The sequence below is a fragment of the Sporosarcina limicola genome, assembly GCF_014873855.1.
GTDB lineage: Bacteria > Bacillota > Bacilli > Bacillales_A > Planococcaceae > Sporosarcina > Sporosarcina limicola.
This window is the reverse complement of record NZ_JADBEL010000044.1, coordinates 1-19,998: the sequence shown is the minus strand read 5'-3', so window position 1 is coordinate 19,998 and position 19,998 is coordinate 1. Positions and strand designations below refer to the sequence as shown.

The 19,998-nt window shown below is 41.3% G+C and carries 24 protein-coding genes, 1 tRNA gene and 1 rRNA gene; 22 read left to right on the top strand and 4 right to left on the bottom strand.

Annotation, left to right across the window (positions count from 1 at the left end; genetic code table 11):
• From rrf to tsaD, 6 genes are all read left to right on the top strand, one after another.
• A 5S ribosomal RNA gene (gene rrf, locus H4683_RS20115) occupies positions 1-95 on the top strand; the annotation flags it as partial.
• A 109-nt stretch (positions 96-204) separates the two neighbouring features.
• Positions 205-280: transfer RNA gene (locus H4683_RS20110), tRNA-Asp, on the top strand.
• A 140-nt stretch (positions 281-420) separates the two neighbouring features.
• Complete coding sequence (gene tsaE / locus H4683_RS20105; RefSeq protein WP_192600609.1) at positions 421-873, top strand: tRNA (adenosine(37)-N6)-threonylcarbamoyltransferase complex ATPase subunit type 1 TsaE; 453 nt, start codon at positions 421-423, stop codon at positions 871-873.
• A complete protein-coding gene (gene tsaB, locus H4683_RS20100) occupies positions 870-1,580 on the top strand; it encodes a tRNA (adenosine(37)-N6)-threonylcarbamoyltransferase complex dimerization subunit type 1 TsaB (RefSeq protein ID WP_192600608.1) in 711 nt (236 codons plus the stop codon). The genes tsaE and tsaB overlap by 4 nt, the downstream gene beginning before the upstream one ends.
• On the top strand, positions 1,573-2,025 hold the full coding sequence (rimI, locus tag H4683_RS20095; protein ID WP_192600607.1) for a ribosomal protein S18-alanine N-acetyltransferase: 453 nt from the start codon (positions 1,573-1,575) through the stop codon (positions 2,023-2,025). Before tsaB ends, rimI begins: the two co-directional genes overlap by 8 nt.
• Complete coding sequence (gene tsaD / locus H4683_RS20090; protein ID WP_192600606.1) at positions 2,022-3,050, top strand: tRNA (adenosine(37)-N6)-threonylcarbamoyltransferase complex transferase subunit TsaD; 1,029 nt, start codon at positions 2,022-2,024, stop codon at positions 3,048-3,050. Before rimI ends, tsaD begins: the two co-directional genes overlap by 4 nt.
• A 354-nt stretch (positions 3,051-3,404) precedes the next feature.
• Here the strand turns inward: tsaD and H4683_RS20085 are convergent, their stop codons facing one another.
• On the bottom strand, positions 3,405-5,336 hold the full coding sequence (locus tag H4683_RS20085; protein WP_192600605.1) for an ABC-F family ATP-binding cassette domain-containing protein: 1,932 nt from the start codon (positions 5,334-5,336) through the stop codon (positions 3,405-3,407).
• 123 nt (positions 5,337-5,459) lie between these two features.
• On the opposite strand from H4683_RS20085, the gene H4683_RS20080 reads away from it, so the two are divergent.
• The 3 genes from H4683_RS20080 to tatC all read left to right on the top strand — a co-directional run bounded on the left by H4683_RS20080 (position 5,460) and on the right by tatC (position 7,196).
• On the top strand, positions 5,460-6,110 hold the full coding sequence (locus tag H4683_RS20080; RefSeq protein WP_225942267.1) for a redox-sensing transcriptional repressor Rex: 651 nt from the start codon (positions 5,460-5,462) through the stop codon (positions 6,108-6,110).
• Between the two features lie 67 nt (positions 6,111-6,177).
• Positions 6,178-6,378, top strand: coding sequence for a twin-arginine translocase TatA/TatE family subunit (locus H4683_RS20075; RefSeq protein WP_192600604.1), 201 nt, complete (start codon positions 6,178-6,180; stop codon positions 6,376-6,378).
• 17 nt (positions 6,379-6,395) lie between these two features.
• Complete coding sequence (gene tatC, locus H4683_RS20070) at positions 6,396-7,196, top strand: twin-arginine translocase subunit TatC (protein WP_192600603.1); 801 nt, start codon at positions 6,396-6,398, stop codon at positions 7,194-7,196.
• Positions 7,197-7,246: 50 nt separating this feature from the next.
• On the opposite strand, the gene H4683_RS22265 is transcribed toward tatC, so the two are convergent.
• Positions 7,247-7,993 (bottom strand): CPBP family intramembrane glutamic endopeptidase, encoded by a 747-nt coding sequence (locus tag H4683_RS22265; protein ID WP_338062508.1) that lies wholly within the window; start codon positions 7,991-7,993, stop codon positions 7,247-7,249.
• Positions 7,994-8,179: 186 nt separating this feature from the next.
• Between H4683_RS22265 and groES the strand changes: the two genes are divergently transcribed.
• Together groES and groL are read left to right on the top strand one after the other, a co-directional pair.
• A complete protein-coding gene (gene groES / locus H4683_RS20060; RefSeq protein WP_192600602.1) occupies positions 8,180-8,464 on the top strand; it encodes a co-chaperone GroES in 285 nt (94 codons plus the stop codon).
• Positions 8,465-8,520: 56 nt separating this feature from the next.
• Positions 8,521-10,149, top strand: coding sequence for a chaperonin GroEL (gene groL, locus H4683_RS20055; protein ID WP_192600601.1), 1,629 nt, complete (start codon positions 8,521-8,523; stop codon positions 10,147-10,149).
• An 85-nt stretch (positions 10,150-10,234) separates the two neighbouring features.
• Here the strand turns inward: groL and H4683_RS20050 are convergent, their stop codons facing one another.
• Both H4683_RS20050 and H4683_RS20045 read right to left on the bottom strand, forming a co-directional pair.
• On the bottom strand, positions 10,235-11,455 hold the full coding sequence (locus H4683_RS20050) for a tyrosine-type recombinase/integrase (protein WP_225942266.1): 1,221 nt from the start codon (positions 11,453-11,455) through the stop codon (positions 10,235-10,237).
• Between the two features lie 9 nt (positions 11,456-11,464).
• Positions 11,465-11,974 (bottom strand): helix-turn-helix transcriptional regulator, encoded by a 510-nt coding sequence (locus H4683_RS20045; protein WP_192600599.1) that lies wholly within the window; start codon positions 11,972-11,974, stop codon positions 11,465-11,467.
• Positions 11,975-12,122: 148 nt separating this feature from the next.
• On the opposite strand from H4683_RS20045, the gene H4683_RS20040 reads away from it, so the two are divergent.
• The 11 genes from H4683_RS20040 to H4683_RS19995 all read left to right on the top strand — a co-directional run bounded on the left by H4683_RS20040 (position 12,123) and on the right by H4683_RS19995 (position 19,884).
• Positions 12,123-12,356, top strand: coding sequence for a helix-turn-helix transcriptional regulator (locus H4683_RS20040; protein ID WP_192600598.1), 234 nt, complete (start codon positions 12,123-12,125; stop codon positions 12,354-12,356).
• Entirely contained in the window at positions 12,353-12,655 is a 303-nt protein-coding gene (locus tag H4683_RS20035) for a MerR family transcriptional regulator (protein ID WP_192600597.1), read from the top strand. Before H4683_RS20040 ends, H4683_RS20035 begins: the two co-directional genes overlap by 4 nt.
• A gap of 14 nt (positions 12,656-12,669) precedes the next feature.
• Positions 12,670-12,795, top strand: a complete 126-nt coding sequence (locus tag H4683_RS22055) for a hypothetical protein (RefSeq protein ID WP_275403107.1) — start codon at positions 12,670-12,672, stop codon at positions 12,793-12,795.
• Between the two features lie 19 nt (positions 12,796-12,814).
• On the top strand, positions 12,815-13,960 hold the full coding sequence (locus H4683_RS20030; RefSeq protein ID WP_192600596.1) for a hypothetical protein: 1,146 nt from the start codon (positions 12,815-12,817) through the stop codon (positions 13,958-13,960).
• A 190-nt stretch (positions 13,961-14,150) separates the two neighbouring features.
• Positions 14,151-16,742 (top strand): phage NrS-1 polymerase family protein, encoded by a 2,592-nt coding sequence (locus H4683_RS20025; RefSeq protein WP_192600595.1) that lies wholly within the window; start codon positions 14,151-14,153, stop codon positions 16,740-16,742.
• Positions 16,743-17,061: 319 nt separating this feature from the next.
• Entirely contained in the window at positions 17,062-17,244 is a 183-nt protein-coding gene (locus H4683_RS20020) for a ribosomal eL8 family protein (RefSeq protein ID WP_192600594.1), read from the top strand.
• Between the two features lie 54 nt (positions 17,245-17,298).
• Positions 17,299-17,799 (top strand): hypothetical protein, encoded by a 501-nt coding sequence (locus H4683_RS20015; protein WP_192600593.1) that lies wholly within the window; start codon positions 17,299-17,301, stop codon positions 17,797-17,799.
• Between the two features lie 284 nt (positions 17,800-18,083).
• Positions 18,084-18,776: an HK97 family phage prohead protease gene (locus H4683_RS20010; RefSeq protein WP_192600592.1), complete on the top strand. Its 693-nt coding sequence runs from the start codon at positions 18,084-18,086 to the stop codon at positions 18,774-18,776.
• The gene (locus tag H4683_RS20005; protein WP_192600591.1) at positions 18,773-19,327 is read left to right on the top strand and encodes a hypothetical protein; all 555 of its coding nucleotides are present in this window, start codon (positions 18,773-18,775) and stop codon (positions 19,325-19,327) included. Before H4683_RS20010 ends, H4683_RS20005 begins: the two co-directional genes overlap by 4 nt.
• A 41-nt stretch (positions 19,328-19,368) precedes the next feature.
• Positions 19,369-19,590: a hypothetical protein gene (locus tag H4683_RS20000; RefSeq protein WP_192600590.1), complete on the top strand. Its 222-nt coding sequence runs from the start codon at positions 19,369-19,371 to the stop codon at positions 19,588-19,590.
• 144 nt (positions 19,591-19,734) lie between these two features.
• Positions 19,735-19,884: a hypothetical protein gene (locus H4683_RS19995; protein ID WP_192600589.1), complete on the top strand. Its 150-nt coding sequence runs from the start codon at positions 19,735-19,737 to the stop codon at positions 19,882-19,884.
• The last annotated feature ends 114 nt before the right edge of the window (positions 19,885-19,998 follow it).

The window sequence follows — 19,998 nt, the reverse complement described above, 5'->3', positions numbered from 1 at the left end:
GTCACACCCGTTCCCATCCCGAACACGGAAGTTAAGCTCTTCAGCGCCGATGGTAGTTGGGGGTTTCCCCCTGCAAGAGTAGGACGTCGCCAGGCTTGCATATATATTATGTTTTAAACTGTGAAATGTTCTAAACTGTATAATCAACAATATGCAGTTAAAGAGTTTTACTTATTAAAATAAGTATATATACATATTAATAATGGTCCCGTGGTGTAGCGGTTAACATGCCTGCCTGTCACGCAGGAGATCGCCGGTTCGATCCCGGTCGGGACCGCCATTTAATTTAAAATTCATAACCGATTCCACGGAGTTATCCCGGAGTTGGTTTTTTTGTGTTTAAAAATAAAACCAGATTGCTTTCCGTCGCACCATAATTTCGATACACTATAGGCAAAGCAATAGAAAGGAAATGCACATATGAATAAGGAACTAATCGTTCATTCTGTTGAGGAAACAGAGAGGCTCGCAGAACAGCTCGCAGAACTTCTTACTCCGCCGGATGTTATTACCTTAGAAGGTGATTTAGGTGCAGGAAAAACTACGTTTACGAAGGCGCTTGCAAGAGGTCTTGGCATTACACGTACCGTTAACAGTCCAACGTTTACAATCATTAAACAGTATGTGGGGAAGTATGCTTTTAATCATCTAGATGTGTACCGCTTGGCGGGTAGTGATGAGGATCTTGGTTGGGACGAGTTGTTTTATGGGGATGCGATATCGGTTATTGAATGGGCACATTTAATAGAAGAAGACTTACCTAAAGAGCGCTTGGAAATTCGATTTGTTCATAATGGAGAAAATAAACGTACGATTACGTTCGCTCCATTGGGTGAACGATATGAAAAGATTTGTGAGGGGATTCAATTATGATCTGGCTTGGTATAGATACTGCGAATACACCGCTCTCGGTCGCAATTGTCAAAGATGGGGTACTGTTGGTGGAGGAGAACTCTGGAATGGCTATAAACCACTCGCTACGGGCGATGCCGGCTATCGAGGAATTGTTGACCAAAGCTGAGTTAAAACCATCGGATATCGATGCAATTGCAGTTTCTGAGGGGCCGGGTTCTTATACGGGTGTCCGAATAGGTGTGACGATTGCGAAAACACTTGCATGGACACTTGATAAACCACTTGTTGGCATCTCAAGCTTGAGAGCACTTGCAATGGACGCTTTGTTTTTTGATGGTCTTATTTGTCCGATTGTCGATGCTAGAAGGGGAAATGTATACGCCGGTGTTTATCGATATGATAATGGTAAGCTTATTTCCATTTATGAAGATGGACATTATTCATTGGAAGATATCATGAAGTTTCTTGAACAAGATGACAACCAGGTTTTGTTCGTCGGAAAAGATACGGTGATGCATGAAGGGGAAATTAGTGAGAGGCTTGGTCAGCAGGCAGTCATTGCACCGCTCCATTTCAATCTACCGCGTGCGTCCGCACTTATTCACGCTGCAATTCAGTCAGAACAGGAATCGGATGTACATACGTTTGTTCCGCAATATCGACGCATTGCCGAAGCGGAAGCGAACTGGCTAAAAGGGCAGGGGAAGGATAAAAGTCGTGAGTAAAGATATTTTATATAGAAAAATGGGGATAGATGATATTCCTGCTGTCGTCGCAATTGAAGTGGAATCGTTTGCGACACCGTGGACAGAGGAAGTTTTTCAGCATGAAATGACGGGGAATGACTATGCGCACTATGTTGTCGCCGTTCATGATGGGGAAGTGATTGGTCATTGTGGTATGTGGATTGTGCTAGATGAATGCCATATTACAAATGTCGCTGTACGTCTACATTTGAGGGGTAATGGAATTGGAGAGGGCTTAATGCGAGAAGCAATTGCGTTGTGTAAGGAGATGGACGTACGTTTAATGACGCTTGAAGTACGGACGACCAATGATACAGCACAGAATCTTTACCGTAAGCTTGGGTTTCAAGATGGCGGTATACGGAAAAACTATTATGCGGACGACCATGAAGATGCGCTCGTCATGTGGGTGGAATTCAAATGAAAAAAGACATGTATATACTAGGTATCGAAACGAGTTGTGATGAAACTGCTGCATCGATTGTGAAGAATGGGACAGAAATCATTTCCAATGTCGTGGCATCCCAAATCGTTAGCCAGAAAAGATTTGGCGGGGTTGTGCCTGAAATTGCATCAAGGCACCATGTTGAACAAATTACGCTTGTTATTGAAGAAGCACTTTTGGATGCAGGTATGAAACCTGCCGATCTCGATGCTGTTGCTGTTACAGAAGGACCCGGGCTCGTTGGGGCGTTATTAATAGGCATCAATGCTGCAAAAGCATTTGCCTTTGCAAATAGTTTACCGATTATCGGTGTCCATCATATTGCTGGGCATATTTATGCGAATGAATTGATGCAGCGGATGGAGTTTCCGCTTTTAGCGCTCATCGTCTCAGGAGGCCATACAGAACTTGTGTTGATGGGAGCCCATGGTTCATTCAAACTAATTGGTGAAACGCGTGACGATGCTGCTGGTGAGGCATACGACAAAGTGGCACGTGTACTTGGACTTCCCTATCCAGGTGGCCCAGAAATCGATAAGTTGGCCGCAGGAAGTGACGCCGAGATTAAGTTTCCGAGGGCGTGGCTCGAACCAGGTTCTTATGACTTCAGTTTCAGTGGTCTTAAATCATCTGTTATTAATTACAAACATAATCTTGATCAGCGTGGGGAGGAAATTAACCCTGCACACGTCGCAGCCGGTTTCCAAGCGAGTGTTGTTGAAGTGTTGACAACGAAAGCATTGAGGGCGGCGAAGGAGTATAATGTGAAGCAAGTAATCGCAGCTGGAGGTGTTGCGGCGAATAGGGGATTACGTGCTTCTCTTGAAAAAGCGTTTCAGGAAAAGGGAATTCCTTTTTACGTTCCGCCTATCTCGCTTTGCACGGATAATGCCGCGATGATTGCCGCTGCTGGATCTGCCATGTTCACCGAAGGGGTAAGGGGAACTCTTGCGATGAATGGCAAACCGGGAATGCCTCTTATTTCATGGAATACAGAAAAATAAAAAACATAGAAGTTGTCGCAAAATGACAACTTCTATGTTTTTTTAATATAGAACGTATGATGGTTGTCAAGAGGAACATTCGTACTTATGCACACTGTGTGGATAAGATGTGCATAACATATTATGGCGTTCATTTTATAAGGCTGATGAAAGGATAACTATGTGAATAAAAAATTCAGCATCTGTGGGTAATGTTGTTCATACACGATTATATGTACATTATTCTTGTGGATAAAGTTGTGGAAATAATAAACCGTAGAAATAAAAGGTTGACACTATCTTACAAGGTATGACGGCTGAAAATGACAAAGCGCCCTGTTGAGTCGATTTTCCCGATTCAACAGAGCGCACTTTTTATTCCAGTGACTCCAGCTCTTCTTGAAAGCCAAGCCAGTCTTCCGATAGACCATCATGCTCCACTTGGAGTGCGTCAATCTGGGCTTGCAGTTCCATCAACTTGATGTGATCGTCTGCAAACTCCGGTTTGGTAAGTTCATCTTGGAGTGTTGTCATCTGCTCTTCACGTATAGAAAGCTGCGATTCGAGTTCTGCGATGCTTCTCGTTAGTCTTCTTTCTTGCCGTTTCTGTTCCTTATCGTCAGCGGTCCGGTTTTCGTTGGACTGTGTTACAGCGACTGAACCTGTTTTTCTCTCCGCAAGTAGCTCAGCTTGTTCCAATTTTTTTTCGATGAAATAATCATAACCACCAAGGTATTCTACTGCTCCCATCGCACTAATATCCATCACCTTCGTTGCAATTCGGTTGATGAAGTACCGGTCATGCGATACAAAGATGATGGTGCCAGGGAAATCATCGAGTGCATTTTCGAGTACTTCCTTACTATCGAGATCCAAGTGGTTTGTCGGTTCATCGAGAATGAGTGTATTCGATTTCTTGAGCATCAGTTTCGCTAGCGATAACCGTGCTTTCTCGCCTCCGGATAAAGAAGTGACGGGTTTGTCGACATCTTCGCCTGTGAATAAAAACCGCCCAAGCACGTTGCGAACATCTTTTTCATTCATCATAGGCCAGTCATTCCATAACTCCTGTAAGACGGTACCGTTTCCGATAAGCGTTGCTTGTTCCTGGTCATAGTAGCCAAATTGAACATTCGTACCATAGCGCAACGCACCCGAAATCGGATTCTGTTTTTTGACGATTGTTTTCAATAGGGTTGATTTCCCCACACCGTTTGGGCCGATAATGGCAATACGATCCTGTTTGTACACCTTCATATCCAACCCAGTAGAAACGGGAACGTCATCATACCCGACGGCTATATGCTCAAGGGCGAGCACATCATTACCGCTCGGCCGGTCGATTGAGAAGGTGAAATTAGCCGATTTTTCATTGCCGTCAGGGGAGTCCATCCAGTCGGTTTTTTCACGTTGTTTCCGACGACTTTTCGCCATTTTTGACGTGGATGCCCGAGCAATATTCCGTTGGATGAAATCCTCAAGCTTCGCCTTCTCGCCCACTTCTTTTTCATAGAGCTTCTGATCCCGTTCGTAATTCTTCCCTTTTTCATAGAGATAAGCGCTGTAATTGCCCGTGTACTTAGTCACTTTTCTTCTCGAGACTTCATAGACGATGGTCACGATTTCATCAAGGAAATAGCGGTCATGGGAAACAATCAGAATAGCACCTTCATAGGACACTAGGTATTTTTCGAGCCAGCCAAGCGTTTCGATGTCGAGATGGTTCGTCGGTTCATCTAGGATAAGGAGATCCGGCTTGCTCAAGAGCATTTTTGCGAGTGCAAGTCTCGTTTTCTGGCCCCCTGATAGGAGGTTAACACTTTTGACGTAATCATCAGGATAAAACCGCATGCCATGCAAAACGGAGCGCGTATCGGATTCATATTGATAGCCCCCTGAATCTTTGAACTCGACTTGCAGTGCATCATATTCCTTCATCACACGATCATAATCGCTTGGGTTGTCATAGACAGCCGGATTAGCCATTTGTGCCTCAAGAGACCGTAGTCGTCTTTCAATTAAATGAAGCGGTTCAAATACGGTCATCATCTCTTCCCAAACCGTCAATGTAGAGTCGATTCCCGAATGCTGTTCCAGATAGCCAATGCGTACATCTTTCGGGACGATCAAATCGCCCGAGTCAGCCGTCATTTCACCTGCAATTATTTTGAGTAACGTTGACTTTCCCGCACCGTTTCGGCCGACGAGTGCGACACGATCACGATGTTGGACTTCGAGACGTACGTTTTGCAATATATCGGTTCCAGAAAATGATTTTGTCAGTCCGTTCACTTGTAATACAATCATAATAAGCACCTCTATTCCTATACAGTGTAATAGAATGGCGCTGAGCGTGCAATGGTAGGCTTTACAATCATCAGCATGTACTGTACGATAGTATCGGATAATTGTATTTGCAGGAGGGTTATAATGATAGAAGAAACGCCCAAAATTCCACAAGCAACGTCGAAACGATTGCCACTATACTATAGATTTCTCCAAAACTTTTCGAATGCCGGTAAGAAGCGCGTATCTTCCAGTGAATTAAGCGAAGCGATGAAAATCGATGCTGCCACAATCCGAAGAGACTTCTCTCATTTTGGTGCACTAGGAAGAAAGGGATATGGGTATGATGTGCAATATCTCGTCAATTTTTTCCGCCAAACGCTTGATCAGGATGAAGAAACAGATGTCGCACTTATTGGTGTCGGAAGTTTGGGTAATGCTTTTTTAAAATATAATTTTCAGAAGAACCATAATACGCGTATTGTCGTTGCATTCGATCCGAAAGCTCCGAATGAAGGAAAAGAAATGAGCGGAATTCCTGTATTTCATCCCGAATTGCTTGAAGAGAAGATTAAGGAGTACGGTGTCGAGCTAGCCATCCTTGCAGTGCCTTCTCGTAGTGCGCAGGAAATGACGGACCAGCTCATTAGCATGGGGATAAAAGGGATTTTGAATTTCACTCCTGTGCGTCTGGCTGCACCTGAATCAGTGCGAATTCATACGATTGACTTGTCTGTTGAATTGCAGACACTGATTTACTTCATAAAAACTGACGAAAAAGATTCACAATTGTGATGGCGTAGTAATAGATATATGGGTTATTTTAATGTAAAATAGAAGTATTCTGAAGGAGGTGTCCGAGATGCCAGGTCCAATGAGTTGGGTTATAATTGCAGTAATTGCATTACTTGTATTCGGTCCAAAGAAATTACCTGAAATCGGTAAGGCGTTCGGTTCTTCATTGCGCGAATTCAAAAACGCGACAAAAGGTCTCGCTAATGATGACGAAGTGAAGAAAGTAGAAATGGAAAAAGTTGAAGTTAAGAAAGAAGAAGTTAAGTGAGTTAGGATGTCTGTCCAATGAAAGAGAATAACTTAACAATCATTGAGCATATAGATGAAATTAGAAAACGGCTGATGGTAATCGTCGTTTTCTTTGTTGTTGCGATAGTGGGAAGTTTTTTCATAGCAAAGCCGCTTATTAAATTCTTACAATACGACGGCGAAGCGAAAAATATTACATTGAATGCGTTCAGTGTACTCGATCCAGTTATGATTTACTTAAAAGTAATCATATTCATCGCATTCATCGTCATTTCACCGGTGCTGATGTACCAATTATGGGCATTTGTCTCACCGGGATTACATGAAACAGAGCGACGTGCGACACGAAACTATATCCCGTTCACCTTTTTCCTTTTTGTCGGTGGAATTTCGTTTTCGTATTTCGTCTTACTCCCTTATGTGATGAAATTCATGATAAACCTGTCCTCTGAGTTAGCTATCACCCAGACAATTGGCATTAATGAGTACTTTTCATTTCTATTCCAATTGTTAATCCCATTTGGGATCATTTTTCAATTGCCTGTCGTGCTGTTATTTTTAGCGAGACTTGGCATTTTGGATCCGGATACACTCGTCAAAGTACGAAAATATGCTTACTTTGTTCTGTTCGTCATTGCAGCGTTTATTACACCACCAGACCTGTTTTCCCATCTATTCGTCACAGTCCCGCTCTTTGCTCTTTATGAATTAAGCATCTTCATATCCCGCTTCGGTTACAGAAAATATTTGAAGGCGGAGAAGCGGCGGGTATTTGAAGAAGCAAAAGCGGAACAACAACGGCAGATTGATGAATTTAATGCACGACAATCAGAGTAAGAATGAATAAAAAAGTCTTCCAAACCGGTTATCCCGGAAGGAAGACTTTTTTAATTGAAGAATATGATAAAGGTTTGTTTCATATCCTCGAATTGTTGTAGATACTTTTGAATCTTATCGAGGTTCAACTGCATGATTGTCACGAATCCATTCATCAATAAATGGGCAAGCATCGGTGCCAAAATCCGTTTCGTCTTGTAATAGACAAAAGCGAAAGCGAAAGCAGGCATCATATACATGAGAAGATGTTGGAACTCATTATGGACAGCCGCAAATACAACTGCACTAACAATCGTGGCAATCCAAAAATTCGTTTTCAGGTAAATTCCCCCGAAGATGACTCTTCTGAAGATGAGCTCTTCAAGAAATGGTGCAAATAGGACCATCGGAAGAATTATAATGGACGACATTCTTGCGATATCCCCGAGGATTTCCGTATTTTTTGAACCGACGGTGATCCCCATTGCCTGCTCGATAATGCCGGCAATCATCTGACCAGCCATTGCGAGGAAGAACCCTATGAATCCCCATAGGATTGTCATACCGATTGTGGATTTCTTTCCTTTGAAGACGTTCATGAATTTCTTGTTCGGTACAAGCAATAGAAGGAAGATGATCGCTGCAATTGTATTGACGATGAACAGTGACCAAGCTAATCCGTGATAAGTGGCTTGTAGCTCGGTTAGATCTGGTTTGCTTTGCAGATAACCAATCACGAATTTGGATAAGTAGACGCTGCCGATCTGCATGACAACGTAAGTTAGTAGAAGGTAGCTATAGATTTTCCAGTTTTTCACTGTTCTCATCCTTTCATCTGTGGCTGACGTTCATTTTAGCTGTTTTGGACAAGATTAGCAAAGAGAAAATGTTCGGAGTATTTCACTTGCATTCATTGGGAATATTCATTATGATAAGAAATGTGTTAGCACTCACATATGACGAGTGCTAAAAATGTAGAAATTACTTTGAGGAGGTTGTTTCACTTGTTGAAACCATTAGGTGACCGTATCGTAATCGAGCTAATCGAAGCTGAAGAAAAAACGTCAAGCGGGATTGTACTACCAGATTCTGCGAAAGAAAAACCGCAAGAAGGAAAAGTCATTGCTGCAGGTACTGGACGTGTTCTTGAAAACGGCCAGCGCATCGACCTAGAAGTGAAAGAAGGCGATCGGATTATCTTCTCAAAATACTCTGGTACAGAAGTGAAATATGAAGGCAATGAATATCTGATCCTGCGTGAAAGCGATATTCTAGCGATCATCGGTTAATTTACAACTATATGACTAACAGATGAATACACGAAAACTCAGGAGGGAACTTATAAATGGCTAAACAAATTAAATTTAATGAAGATGCACGTAGTGCGATGCTCCGTGGTGTAGATACATTAGCGGATGCTGTTAAAGTAACGCTTGGACCTAAAGGACGTAACGTCGTTCTTGAGAAAAAATTCGGTTCACCACTTATTACAAATGACGGTGTAACAATCGCGCGTGAAATCGAACTTGAAGACGCATTCGAAAACATGGGCGCAAAACTCGTAGCAGAAGTCGCTTCAAAAACGAATGAAATTGCAGGTGATGGAACGACAACTGCAACAGTGCTTGCGCAAGCAATGATCCGTGAAGGGTTGAAAAACGTCACAGCTGGAGCAAACCCTGTTGGCATCCGTAAAGGAATCGAAAAAGCGGTAGCAACTGCTGTTGAAGGTTTGAAGGCTATTTCGAAGGAAATCGAAGGAAAAGAATCGATTGCGCAAGTGGCAGCCATCTCTTCCGGAGACGAAGAAGTCGGGGCCTTGATCGCTGAAGCGATGGAACGCGTGGGTAATGACGGTGTTATCACGCTTGAAGAGTCAAAAGGATTCACGACAGAGCTAGATGTTGTAGAAGGTATGCAATTCGACCGCGGATATGCATCTGCTTATATGGCAACTGATACGGACAAAATGGAAGCGGTTCTCGATAACCCATACATTTTGATTACAGATAAAAAGATTACGAGCATCCAGGAAATCCTTCCTGTTCTTGAACAAGTTGTCCAACAAGGCAAACCACTGTTGATGATTGCAGAAGACGTTGAAGGCGAAGCACTTGCAACACTTGTTGTCAACAAACTTCGTGGCACATTCAATGCTGTTGCTGTTAAAGCACCAGGATTTGGCGACCGTCGTAAAGCAATGCTTGAAGACATCGCAATCTTGACAGGTGGAGAAGTTATCACGGAAGATTTGGGTCTCGATCTTAAATCTGCGGATATCGCTCAGCTCGGACGCGCAGCGAAAGTTGTCGTTACAAAAGACAATACGACAATCGTTGAAGGTAGCGGAGATTCTAAACTGATTGCAGGTCGGGTCAATCAAATCCGTACGCAACTTGAAGAATCCACATCTGAATTCGATAAAGAGAAATTGCAAGAACGCCTTGCTAAACTTGCAGGTGGCGTAGCAGTTATCAAAGTCGGAGCAGCAACTGAAACTGAATTGAAAGAACGTAAACTTCGCATCGAAGACGCATTGAACTCAACACGTGCGGCTGTCGAAGAAGGTATTGTATCCGGTGGTGGTACTGCGCTTGTGAACGTCTACAAGAAAGTAGAAGTACTGCTAGAATCCACAGAAGGCGACGTGGCAACAGGCGTTAAAATCGTCCTTCGCGCACTTGAAGAACCAGTACGTCAAATCGCAAACAACGCAGGCCTTGAAGGATCTATCGTTGTAGACCGCTTGAAACGTGAAGAAATCGGTATCGGCTTCAATGCAGCAGATGGCACTTGGGTCAACATGATGGAAGCGGGCATTGTCGATCCAACAAAAGTAACACGCTACGCTCTACAAAACGCAGCTTCTGTTGCAGCTATGTTCTTGACGACTGAAGCAGTTGTAGCGGATATTCCATCGGATAATGCAATGGGCGGAATGCCTGATATGGGTGGTATGGGCGGCATGATGTAAGAAGAACCCCGTAACCTTGATAAGCAAGGGTTTACGGGGTTTTATTTTTATTCTTGTCGTGAATTTGTCGTGAATGAAATAATAATCACCGTAAAACGCGGGTCAAATCAGATAAGTGGTCACTGAATAATAGTGAAGCCTGATCCTTTGTTTCTTTGGTCATATGAGCGTATATGTTCATCGTTGTTTGAATATCTGTATGACCTACACGTCTTTGAATTTCACCAATCGGAACATTAGCTTCAATCAATAGTGAAATATTTGTATGTCTGAAGCTATGCGGTGTAATGTGTTTTTTCTTATTCTTATTCTTATCCTTATCCTTATCCTTATCTTTGCCTTCGTTCATCCTCTTCATTATCTTCATAAGGCGTTGCAGTCGGATAGCTACAAACTTCATAGTGAATGGATAACCTTGAGCATCAGCAAAAATAAAACCTTCATCCTTATAAATCATGCGGTGCTTCATCTTTTCTTCTTTTTGTTCCTTCACACGTTCTTTTATTAGCTGGATAACAAACGGGTCGATATTAAACTTGCGATAAGATCCCTTAGTTTTCGGAGTAAGTAGAGTAACAGAGCTTTTCTTATTGGTTGGGTTGTAATACGTCTTAGTGACACTAATTTCATTGGTTTTGAAATCAATGTCAGATTCTTTCAGGGCAAGTAATTCACCTAGTCTTAATCCAGAGTAGGCAAGTGTGGAGAATATAAGTAAATCATGCGCCATTCCCTCATTTTTAGCCAGCGTCAGAAATTCCGCTAATTCACCACGATCTAAAAAGTTATCGACTTCATTCACTTCTTCTTTTATTACATCGTTTTTAACCCGTGGTTTCTCATAATGTTCAGTTGGGTTACTCTTTATTAGATTTTGCATCATAGCAAGTTTGAAAATCATCCTTCCAGTTGTGTGGATACTATCGAGGTAGTTATAACTAAATCTTGCACTTAATTCATCCAGATGTTCATGATACATAGTCATTGTAATTTTACTAATCGGATAGTGTTCCCATTCATCAAGTAACTTTTTGGCGGCAATTTTACGCGCCCGGACGCTGCTTATTTTTGCACGTTTTTCATATTGGGATAACCATTTGTTGAAAAGTTCGTTAAATGTCATTTTCGATTCTTTGATATATGTTCCACTTCTTATTTCTTCCTCAATTTTTTCGGCGGCGTGTCTTGCTTCAGTCTTTGTTTTAAAGCCGCCTTTGGGTATTCTGATATATTCACCACTCACGGGGTCTTTACCAGCACTTACGGTGTATTCCCATGAGTTACCACGTTTTCGGTATGTGGCCATATAAGTTAGTCACTCCTTTTTAATTTCTTTGATTTTTTTTATTAATGTTTCTTTATCTTCATTGGTTAGTAATTCACCTTTATAATTCACGTATTCATTTAAAGAAAGTAATTTTTCTAATTCAAAAAAAGACATCAAGGCTTGTTCTTTGGGAATGATTGCTGAAACACTGACACCACTAGAATCCTTATATTTTGTTGAGGTGGGTACTTTGTAAGTTAGTAGAATGTAATTATTATCTAAAAAACTCGTATCTAAAGCGTCGAGTGCTTCTTCATTATTTCTATTGATTTCGTTTACAACGTCCTCATAACCAGCCAATGTTAATAACTCAAACCAATCGGCTTCAAGTATGCCGGATACTTGCCTAATGGTATCAACAGATGGCGTGTTTTTTCCTAATTCCCACATACGGACGGTACTTTCAACAACTCCCAATTTGTCACCGAGTTGTTTTTGGGTCATTTTTTTCAATTTACGTGCTTTTTTTAGTTCGATACCAAAACTATTCAATGTCATTATAGCCCTCCTTTATGCTGTTTGTATGCCTTTAACATATGATAACCTAAAACAATAAATAAAAACAGCATTTAAAATGCTTGGCAGCATTCCAGATGCTGTCGTAAGCTATAAGCATACCAGTTGCGGAAAGGAGATGTGAAAAAAGATGATGAACCCACTAAAGGAATTGAGAGCAGGTAACGGCCTAACCCAAAAGGAAATGGCTGATAAGATTGGGGTTTCTCTTTCCATGTACGAGAAGGTCGAACGCGGCACCATTCAGGCGTCACGAAATTTTATAGGGAAAATCAAAAGGGCGTTCCCGCATATAAGTATTGATTATATTTTTTTTAATCACCAACAGCATTTAGAATGCTTAATAAAGGTGAAGAAACCATGATCCAAATTGAAATCAACCAGGATCAACTAGAACGGTTATATCTTCAAAAAGTCGAAGAACGCCTTAACGAAATTGAATCAAAACATTATTTCATGGATTCAAAACAACTCACAACCTACTTAAATATGAGTTGGCCTACGGTGGTAAAGCACTTTCTCTATGAAGAAGAATTCGGAGCGATCCGGTTAGGAAGCAAGTGGTTGTTCAATCGCAAAGAGGTTGATAAGTACATGGATAAATTCTATAAAGCAGTTAGAGATTCAGGCGGCGACATCCAGAAGTATGTAAGTAAGTTTTGAAAGGGGTGTTGGCAATGAAGGGAATCAATAACTTTTTCTTCGGCTATGAAGAAATCAGTCTGTACGACTCGATATGGATGTACGGCAGTTATGCGCTATGGACGTTCATAGTTGGACTCATTGTTCTGCAAGTCTACTAATAGAAGGAGAGTGTAAAACATGGATTATAACAAAATCGGCAAGCAACAGGCATTTATTGAAGGGTCGTCAGTCCCGTCTGTCGTTCAAATAAGCTACAAGAAAAACCACAGCCAGATTATAGGTACTGAATGGGCGGAGCGTTATGAAACGGAATCCCAACGTGGATTAATCGAACAGGACATTCAAATGGCGGTTGGTCAGTTTTATTCCAACATTATGGACATTCCACAATGGCAGCTGGATGAACTTAGGGATTTACAAAACTTGAAGCCTGGGACCTATTTTCTAGATGTTGGAGATTTTTCTTACACGGTTGATATTGAAGCGCGGTCGAAAGAGGTTGGATGTGAAAGATCAAGGGAGGAAAACATAATGACAAAAACTATCAACATGCAGCAGGTAAAAGACAGTAGCGCAAAACGACCAATTGACGTCATGGATTTATGCGAAACTGTCCACATGGTTAAAGAAGGATGTTTGAAAGATGGTCCATTCACTTTATATGAACAGCGCCAGGACGGCACACGTGCACCATTTGAAGTAAGTCGTGAGCATTTCTTGGATTTCATTTTGGAAGCGGCAGTTACAGACATCTATGACTTAATGGAAGATTATTTGGACGATGAAGGGGAGTTGGATCTAGTAGGAGCCTTGAAAGAAGTTAAAGCAGATTGTCAAGCATGCAAAATTGCTGATAAAAACAAACAGGAAAATCTTAAGATACTTGCATTGGATTTAGATAATGAATTAAACGCAATTGGTTGTGATGTTATCGCATTAAACGATATAAGGGAATTGGTTGCTCACTTGCGTATAAAAATGGACAACATTGACGAAAAGGACGCTAGACTTTATTTCAATGAATTTCACAGAAGCGTAAGGGTTTTAGATGAACTTTGCGTTAGTGCAATGGATAGCTTGAACACAAATCACGCAGCAGCACAAGAAATCAAACAAGAAATTTTTAATAATACTACCAGTAAAGAAAAAGCTGGAAGTTCATTAATTGGAATGATACCTATGACGCCAGAGCGTGATCGTGAAATAGCTATGGAATATAACCATAAGGCTTTCATGCAAGAATTCGGACGTGTTCCGTTTGATGAAAAAGAAGTAATAGACTGGGTGTCTAAAATTGTCGCAGACATTAAAAATGGACAATAAAAAAGCCCAAACGTCAGGGCAATGACGATTGAGCCGATTAGATAAAACATTCTAATAAGCAGTATACCAAAGTTTGCACGTTTTTAACAACTGGAAAAAAAGGTGAGGGAAGTATTGTGTAGGCTCAACCACTCCATTGGAGGTTGTCCTAGAGATGACCTCTAAATTTTGACGAAAGGAGCCGAAGATATTGACCACTATAAGTGAAGAAATACTAGATCCGGTTGAACATACACAGCCACAGTTTGAAAGAATCCCAGCCGAATTAAAAGCACTGGATCAATGGGTTGCTTATAAATTGGTCTGGGACGAAAAAAACAAGAAATTCGGAAAGCCACCTTATTCATTAGATGGTACGAAAAAACAGGGATTTGATATACATTATTCATTTGAACAAGTGAAAGCGGCAGTAGAAGCTGGAGCGGTTCACGGCGCAGGTTTCGCCTTAACGTCGAATGATAATTTCATTTGCTTTGACCTAGACGGGGATAGCCTGGACAGTATACCAGCATCTATTAAGTCGATTAGTGAACATTCATATGCCGAAATCAGTCCAAGCGGCACAGGGCTTCATGTGTGGTTTAAAGGGAACAAGCCAAAAGGTGCAGGCGGTAAACAAAACAGATATACCGTCAAAGAAAAGTATAAAGTTGAGTGTTTCTATGGGACGGGATTTTTAACGATGACAGGGAATGCAATCAATGCCCTACCTCTGGAAGAAAATCAGATGATCCTGAATTACATTTACGATAACACGACGCACGGCAGCGAGATAGAGGATCCAATCCCAATTGTGGACATGCCTATTCCGGAAGATGAAAAAGATGACGCGGTTGTTATTACAAAAATGTTTAATTCTAGAAGCGGTGAGAAAATAAAAGCGTTATTCAACGGAGATACATCTTTCCACGATGGGGACGATTCGGCAGCAGATATTTCATTGTTGAATTACCTTGCTATCCATACCAGGTGTAACGCGGAGCAGATGGATAGAATATTCCGGACTACTAAACTATTCAGAGATAAGTGGGACGTTGTTCACCATAGCGATGGCAGCACATACGGCACGGAAACTATTAGGCGTGCAATTACTTGGGCGTATCCTAAAGTCATGGAATCAGTCGGTATGCCCGTTGAGGATGGAACAGAGTACTGGATGGAAGACGCACGACAAGTCATCATTCCAGAGCCTTATTTGATAGAGTTCGACACGCTGAAGAAAAAAGTTTTAGTTAAAGAAGGCGGTTTGGAATTTGAAAAAAGCGTGATTGTTTGCCGTCATTCGCCGATAATCACACAATCATTTTCTAATGTGGAGCAAAACCAAATCTATCATGAAATCCAATGGAAAGATGACGGTCGAGAATACCGCGAGACGATACCAGCGGGCGACATTTCCACAAGAAATAAACTACTTCAATTGGCTGATAAATCACTGGGGGTCCATGACCTCAATGTGAAAGACTTAATCAACTTCTTTGACAAATATATCATGTACAACAATATCTCACGTACCCAGCTTGTGACGCGCTTGGGACATATCAAAAGAGGCTTTGTTCATCCGTCGATGCCCGAAATTAAGATTTTACCGCCAGACCTTGGAGATAAACAGACACTGGAAGCGTTCCAGGTGAACGGAACAGCAGAAAGTTGGATAAATGAAGTGTTTCGAAAAATACAGGCTCATCCTAAAGCAGTTTTAATGGTTGTTGCAGCGTTTACCTCTGTGATATTGAAAGACCTAAAGCTAGGCCCATTTATTATTGATTTGAGTGGTCCCACTTCCAAAGGTAAGAGTACAGTTTCAAAGATTGCTGCTAGTGTCTGGGGGACATCGGGCCTTGTCTCTGAATGGAATATGACCAAAGTTGCGCTGGAACGTAAAGCGGCATTTTTGAATAGTTTTCCGATTATCGCCGATGATTCACAAAAGGGGGATCCGCGACAACTGAAAGATTTTATATACAATTTCTCAGGCGGACGGTCAAAGGGTAGGGGGTCGCTTACGGGGACACAAACGGAATATACCTGGAACAATATCATGCTATCGAATGGTGAATCCTCATTGCTAGACTTTGCAATTGAAGCAGGTGGAGCGGCCGCGCGTGTGCTACCAGTAAAAGGCTTACCGTTCGGCGATGCTGATTATAATTTTTTTAATGAAATTTATACGGCCATTGAGAATAATCATGGAGCTATCGGCATTGAATTCCACAAGAAATGGAGCACCGAAATGGGGAACTTGACACCCATCTACCAAACTTACAACGATCACTTCCAGAAGAAGTCTAACGGTAACGATGTACTTTCACGAATTGCGCGACACTATTCAGCATTGGTATTTACGGCGGATGTACTAAATAAAACGTTGAACATGAATATCGACCTGGACGCTTTGCTGGACCTATTCGACGAAATGGTTAGGGAGAACACCGCTATAGACAAACCTATGGAGATGCTTCATTTAATATTGTCAGACTTGGATTCGGACAGGCAATCCATTTTCGGTGAATTCATCCCGAATGGAACAATTAAAGCGCTTTATAGGGACAAAACTTTGATTCTTCTTCCGAATTACCTAAAGGAGTTTTTGAAGACTGAACAAAAGGCGATTAGATCAGAGTGGTTGCGGCGTGATATTTCAATCAGTTCAATAAGAAATAGTAAAGAAGTTGATACGAAGCAATATAAACATAAAGGTGAAAACTTTTCTGGATTAGCGATAAAACCGGAAATCGTTGAGGAGTTAGGTTTCAATTTTGAATCAGATTCAAAAAGGTAGGAAAAGTAGAATATGAGTTTATAAGTGTCTACCAATTCCTACCCTAAAGAAACCTTACATATCAACGGTTTATAGGTATAGGTAGAAGGAGTAGACAAAGTAGACAATATAAACTATACATGATGAAAAAGTATTTTGTTTTTCCGTTGTTAGTTTATACGAAGTATATATATGGGGTATATCTTGCATCCTACCTCCTACTTTGTCTACCTACTGCTATAAACATTGTTGCAACGGGTTTAAAGAGGTAGACAAAAGGTAGAATAACGGCTAAAAATATCTGAAAAGGTAGACAAAACTAATGAAAGGAGAAATCAAAATGAATAAATTCGAAATCATCATCGAAGAATTCGACAGCCAGTACGAGGCAAATAAAGGCGTCAATGAGTTCATTCGCGATTGCGCTGATACTAATATTGAAGTTTTAGAGATTACTAGTCACATGACAGCGATTGGTAAAAACATCACGTACGTGTTCATATACAAAGTCGCTTTGAAGTAAACAGGAGGTGTCTAGATCACTGGGGGTCTTTCTCTTTCTTGTGGAGGTGTCGGTTTGGAAGGGTTAAACGAATGGCAGTTGTCGCATTTGTCTCAGGCATTAACAAGAGCGAAACGGTTGGAGAAACAGCGCGCAGACTTCCACCAGGAGTTATATGACACGGTACTCTATCCTACAGTTCACTATGACAAAGAATTTACAGGAAACGGCGGTAGTCCAGTAACGGATATACAAGCTATCAAAATCATTGAGGCGAAGGAAAGGTATGAGCGATTGATACAGAAGGAATACAAAGCACATAGACGGTGGGAGTCTGTACTGGAATGGATAGATGAACGCGATAGACCTATCACGATCCGTTACTTTGCTAAAGGGAAACGAGTACAGCTGAAAATTATAGGGCGATTGCTTCAGCAAATCACTAAGCAACTAGAGCGCGAAGAACAACACACGGAGCGACAACGTAACGAGCAATCGACAGCGGACTATAAGGAAGTATCAGCAACTAACACAAGCGTTCAGGAAGCCAGTGAAGCAATCAGGACCAACAGTTAACGAGGATAAACAGCAGTATTTAATACGAGGGCAGTTTGTTTATATGACTGTCGAAGAATATCAGGAGTATTAGGACAAGCAGGAAGAGGAGAAAAGGAAAATGAAGGAGCGATTCCTAATATTTCTATATTAATACCCCCCTCCAAGTTGTTTGTAAAAGGAAAAAACACCAGCACCGGTTGGCTGTCTTCATCGCAGAAAAACCCGTTTTTGAAATATTTTTCAGAAGTGCTATAACGTTTCTGAAAAACTTACTTATGAGTTAAAGAAAAGGACGTGAAATATTGAAGAAATATATTTATGGATTGGCCAAAAAATTCGACTTCATTTCTGGAATAGTAATTGATGGTATTGAGAAATGTTCTTACACCGATTCCGAAACGGTAACGTATGCAAAAGAAGTTGCTATGACCTTAGAGCATAATCCAAAGCAAACGCTAACGACTACCGCCGCACCAGAAGGAGGTGAATTGATTCTAGTACAAACTAATAAAGGATTGTATTTCAGATACGCACCGTTAAGCGTGGAGGGTCTACGAGCGTACCGACACGTGAAGCATCGAAGATTACGGCAATGTAGTTGTATTTTTAGACGTGGAAAGTTGAAACGGGATATAAAAAACGAGACGCGCGCAAAAAAACTACACCCGATATTAAACGATATGTCACTTTATAAAGATAAAAAAATCTGTCTCTATGAAATCTGTCTGACTAACAATCCGAAAGACACCAAAACATTTTGCACAACAGACAAAGACCATCCACTTTTAAAAGGCATTGAATGGATCACTAATATAATTAACGGTGAAGAAGACTACTGGAAGGAAGAAGTGGAATCGGAAGCGTTTAAAGAGTGGATGCGTGACTTTGAAGAGTCTAGGAAAAAGGCAGACAAAAAGATTCAGGCAGCACTGGAACGACGAGTAGAACGAATAGAACGAGCAGCAAAACAAAAACTAGGAGGAATTTTATTATGAGTTTAGAACAGCGTATTCAAGAGGAAAGAAACCGTATATCAGGTGAAGTAAAACTATTGACAGAGGAGAACATAGTTGATGTTGAGAGTCTGGATGTTTTAAAACAATCCTATAACTCTGCTATCATCTCGTCTGACGAAAAGGAAATTGATCGCGTCAATGCGCAAATTAAAGAAGTGAACGGACGCATTACCAGGAGAAAAGAAAAAATTGAGGCTTACGGTGATAAAAACAATCCTATTATTCAAGCAATGATTTGCGAGGAAGCGACGGGGTGGCTAAACGAATTAGCAATTTTAGAAGAGCAGGCAGTGGATAAAGATAAAGAATTAACACCGGTGAAAGCTGAACTTATTGAAGGGCTGCTAGAGATGGATGGCATGAAACGACGCTCGGTATGGTTAAGGAGCACCCTGAATGACTGGAAGGAACAGTTGAGCGAACACAACAGGGACAAGATAGGTTTACCCGTTTCTAGGTTTGATCTGTTATCTCCTGTCACGACGCGGATGAGGATGCTGCTCGTTGAAAGAAAAGACGCGGGTGTTTAAGTAAGGTTCAAATAGGTATACACAACCAAAGGAGGGAGGTGATGGGAGTGGGAATTCCAGAAGAAGTTAAAAATATGTTCAACGAGCAACTTACAGTTTCAACGCAAGCATTGCAGAAATACGAAAAAGACGTAACGGCTGAAGGGACAAAGAAGTTTTATCACCATGCAAAAATACTTGGAGATATTAAATCGAGGATTGATATTTTTGTAGATAGCCAAGAAAGTGAAAAAGAAATTAAAGAAATCCTGTTGAAATTATAAATAAAACAATTATGAATACCCCCCTCTAAGTTGTTTGTAAAAAGAAAAAACTCCAGCACCGGTTGGCTGAATCGCTGAGCGCGCGACTAATATTTTAGACAAAGGGGGGTAAATAGTGTTTTCACTGAAAAAAGGAGTGTTTTTGTGGCAAGAATTAAAAATACTAGATCCGGCGGACACATGGCCAGTCTTGTTGAAAACCAGAGGTATCAACTACATTGGATCATGAAGCGGTTGGAACGGGATAAGAAATTATTAGCTAATGAAGGAAAGCAAACGAAGGCTAGGGATTAATTGCCCTGGCTTTTCTTTGTCGTGTGCCCGGCATGGGTAATCGCTAGGTGGTGAAAGTCCACTACAGGCTTGGCAGTAGGAACTGTTAGCAGAAGGCAAGGGTGTCCTCCGCGA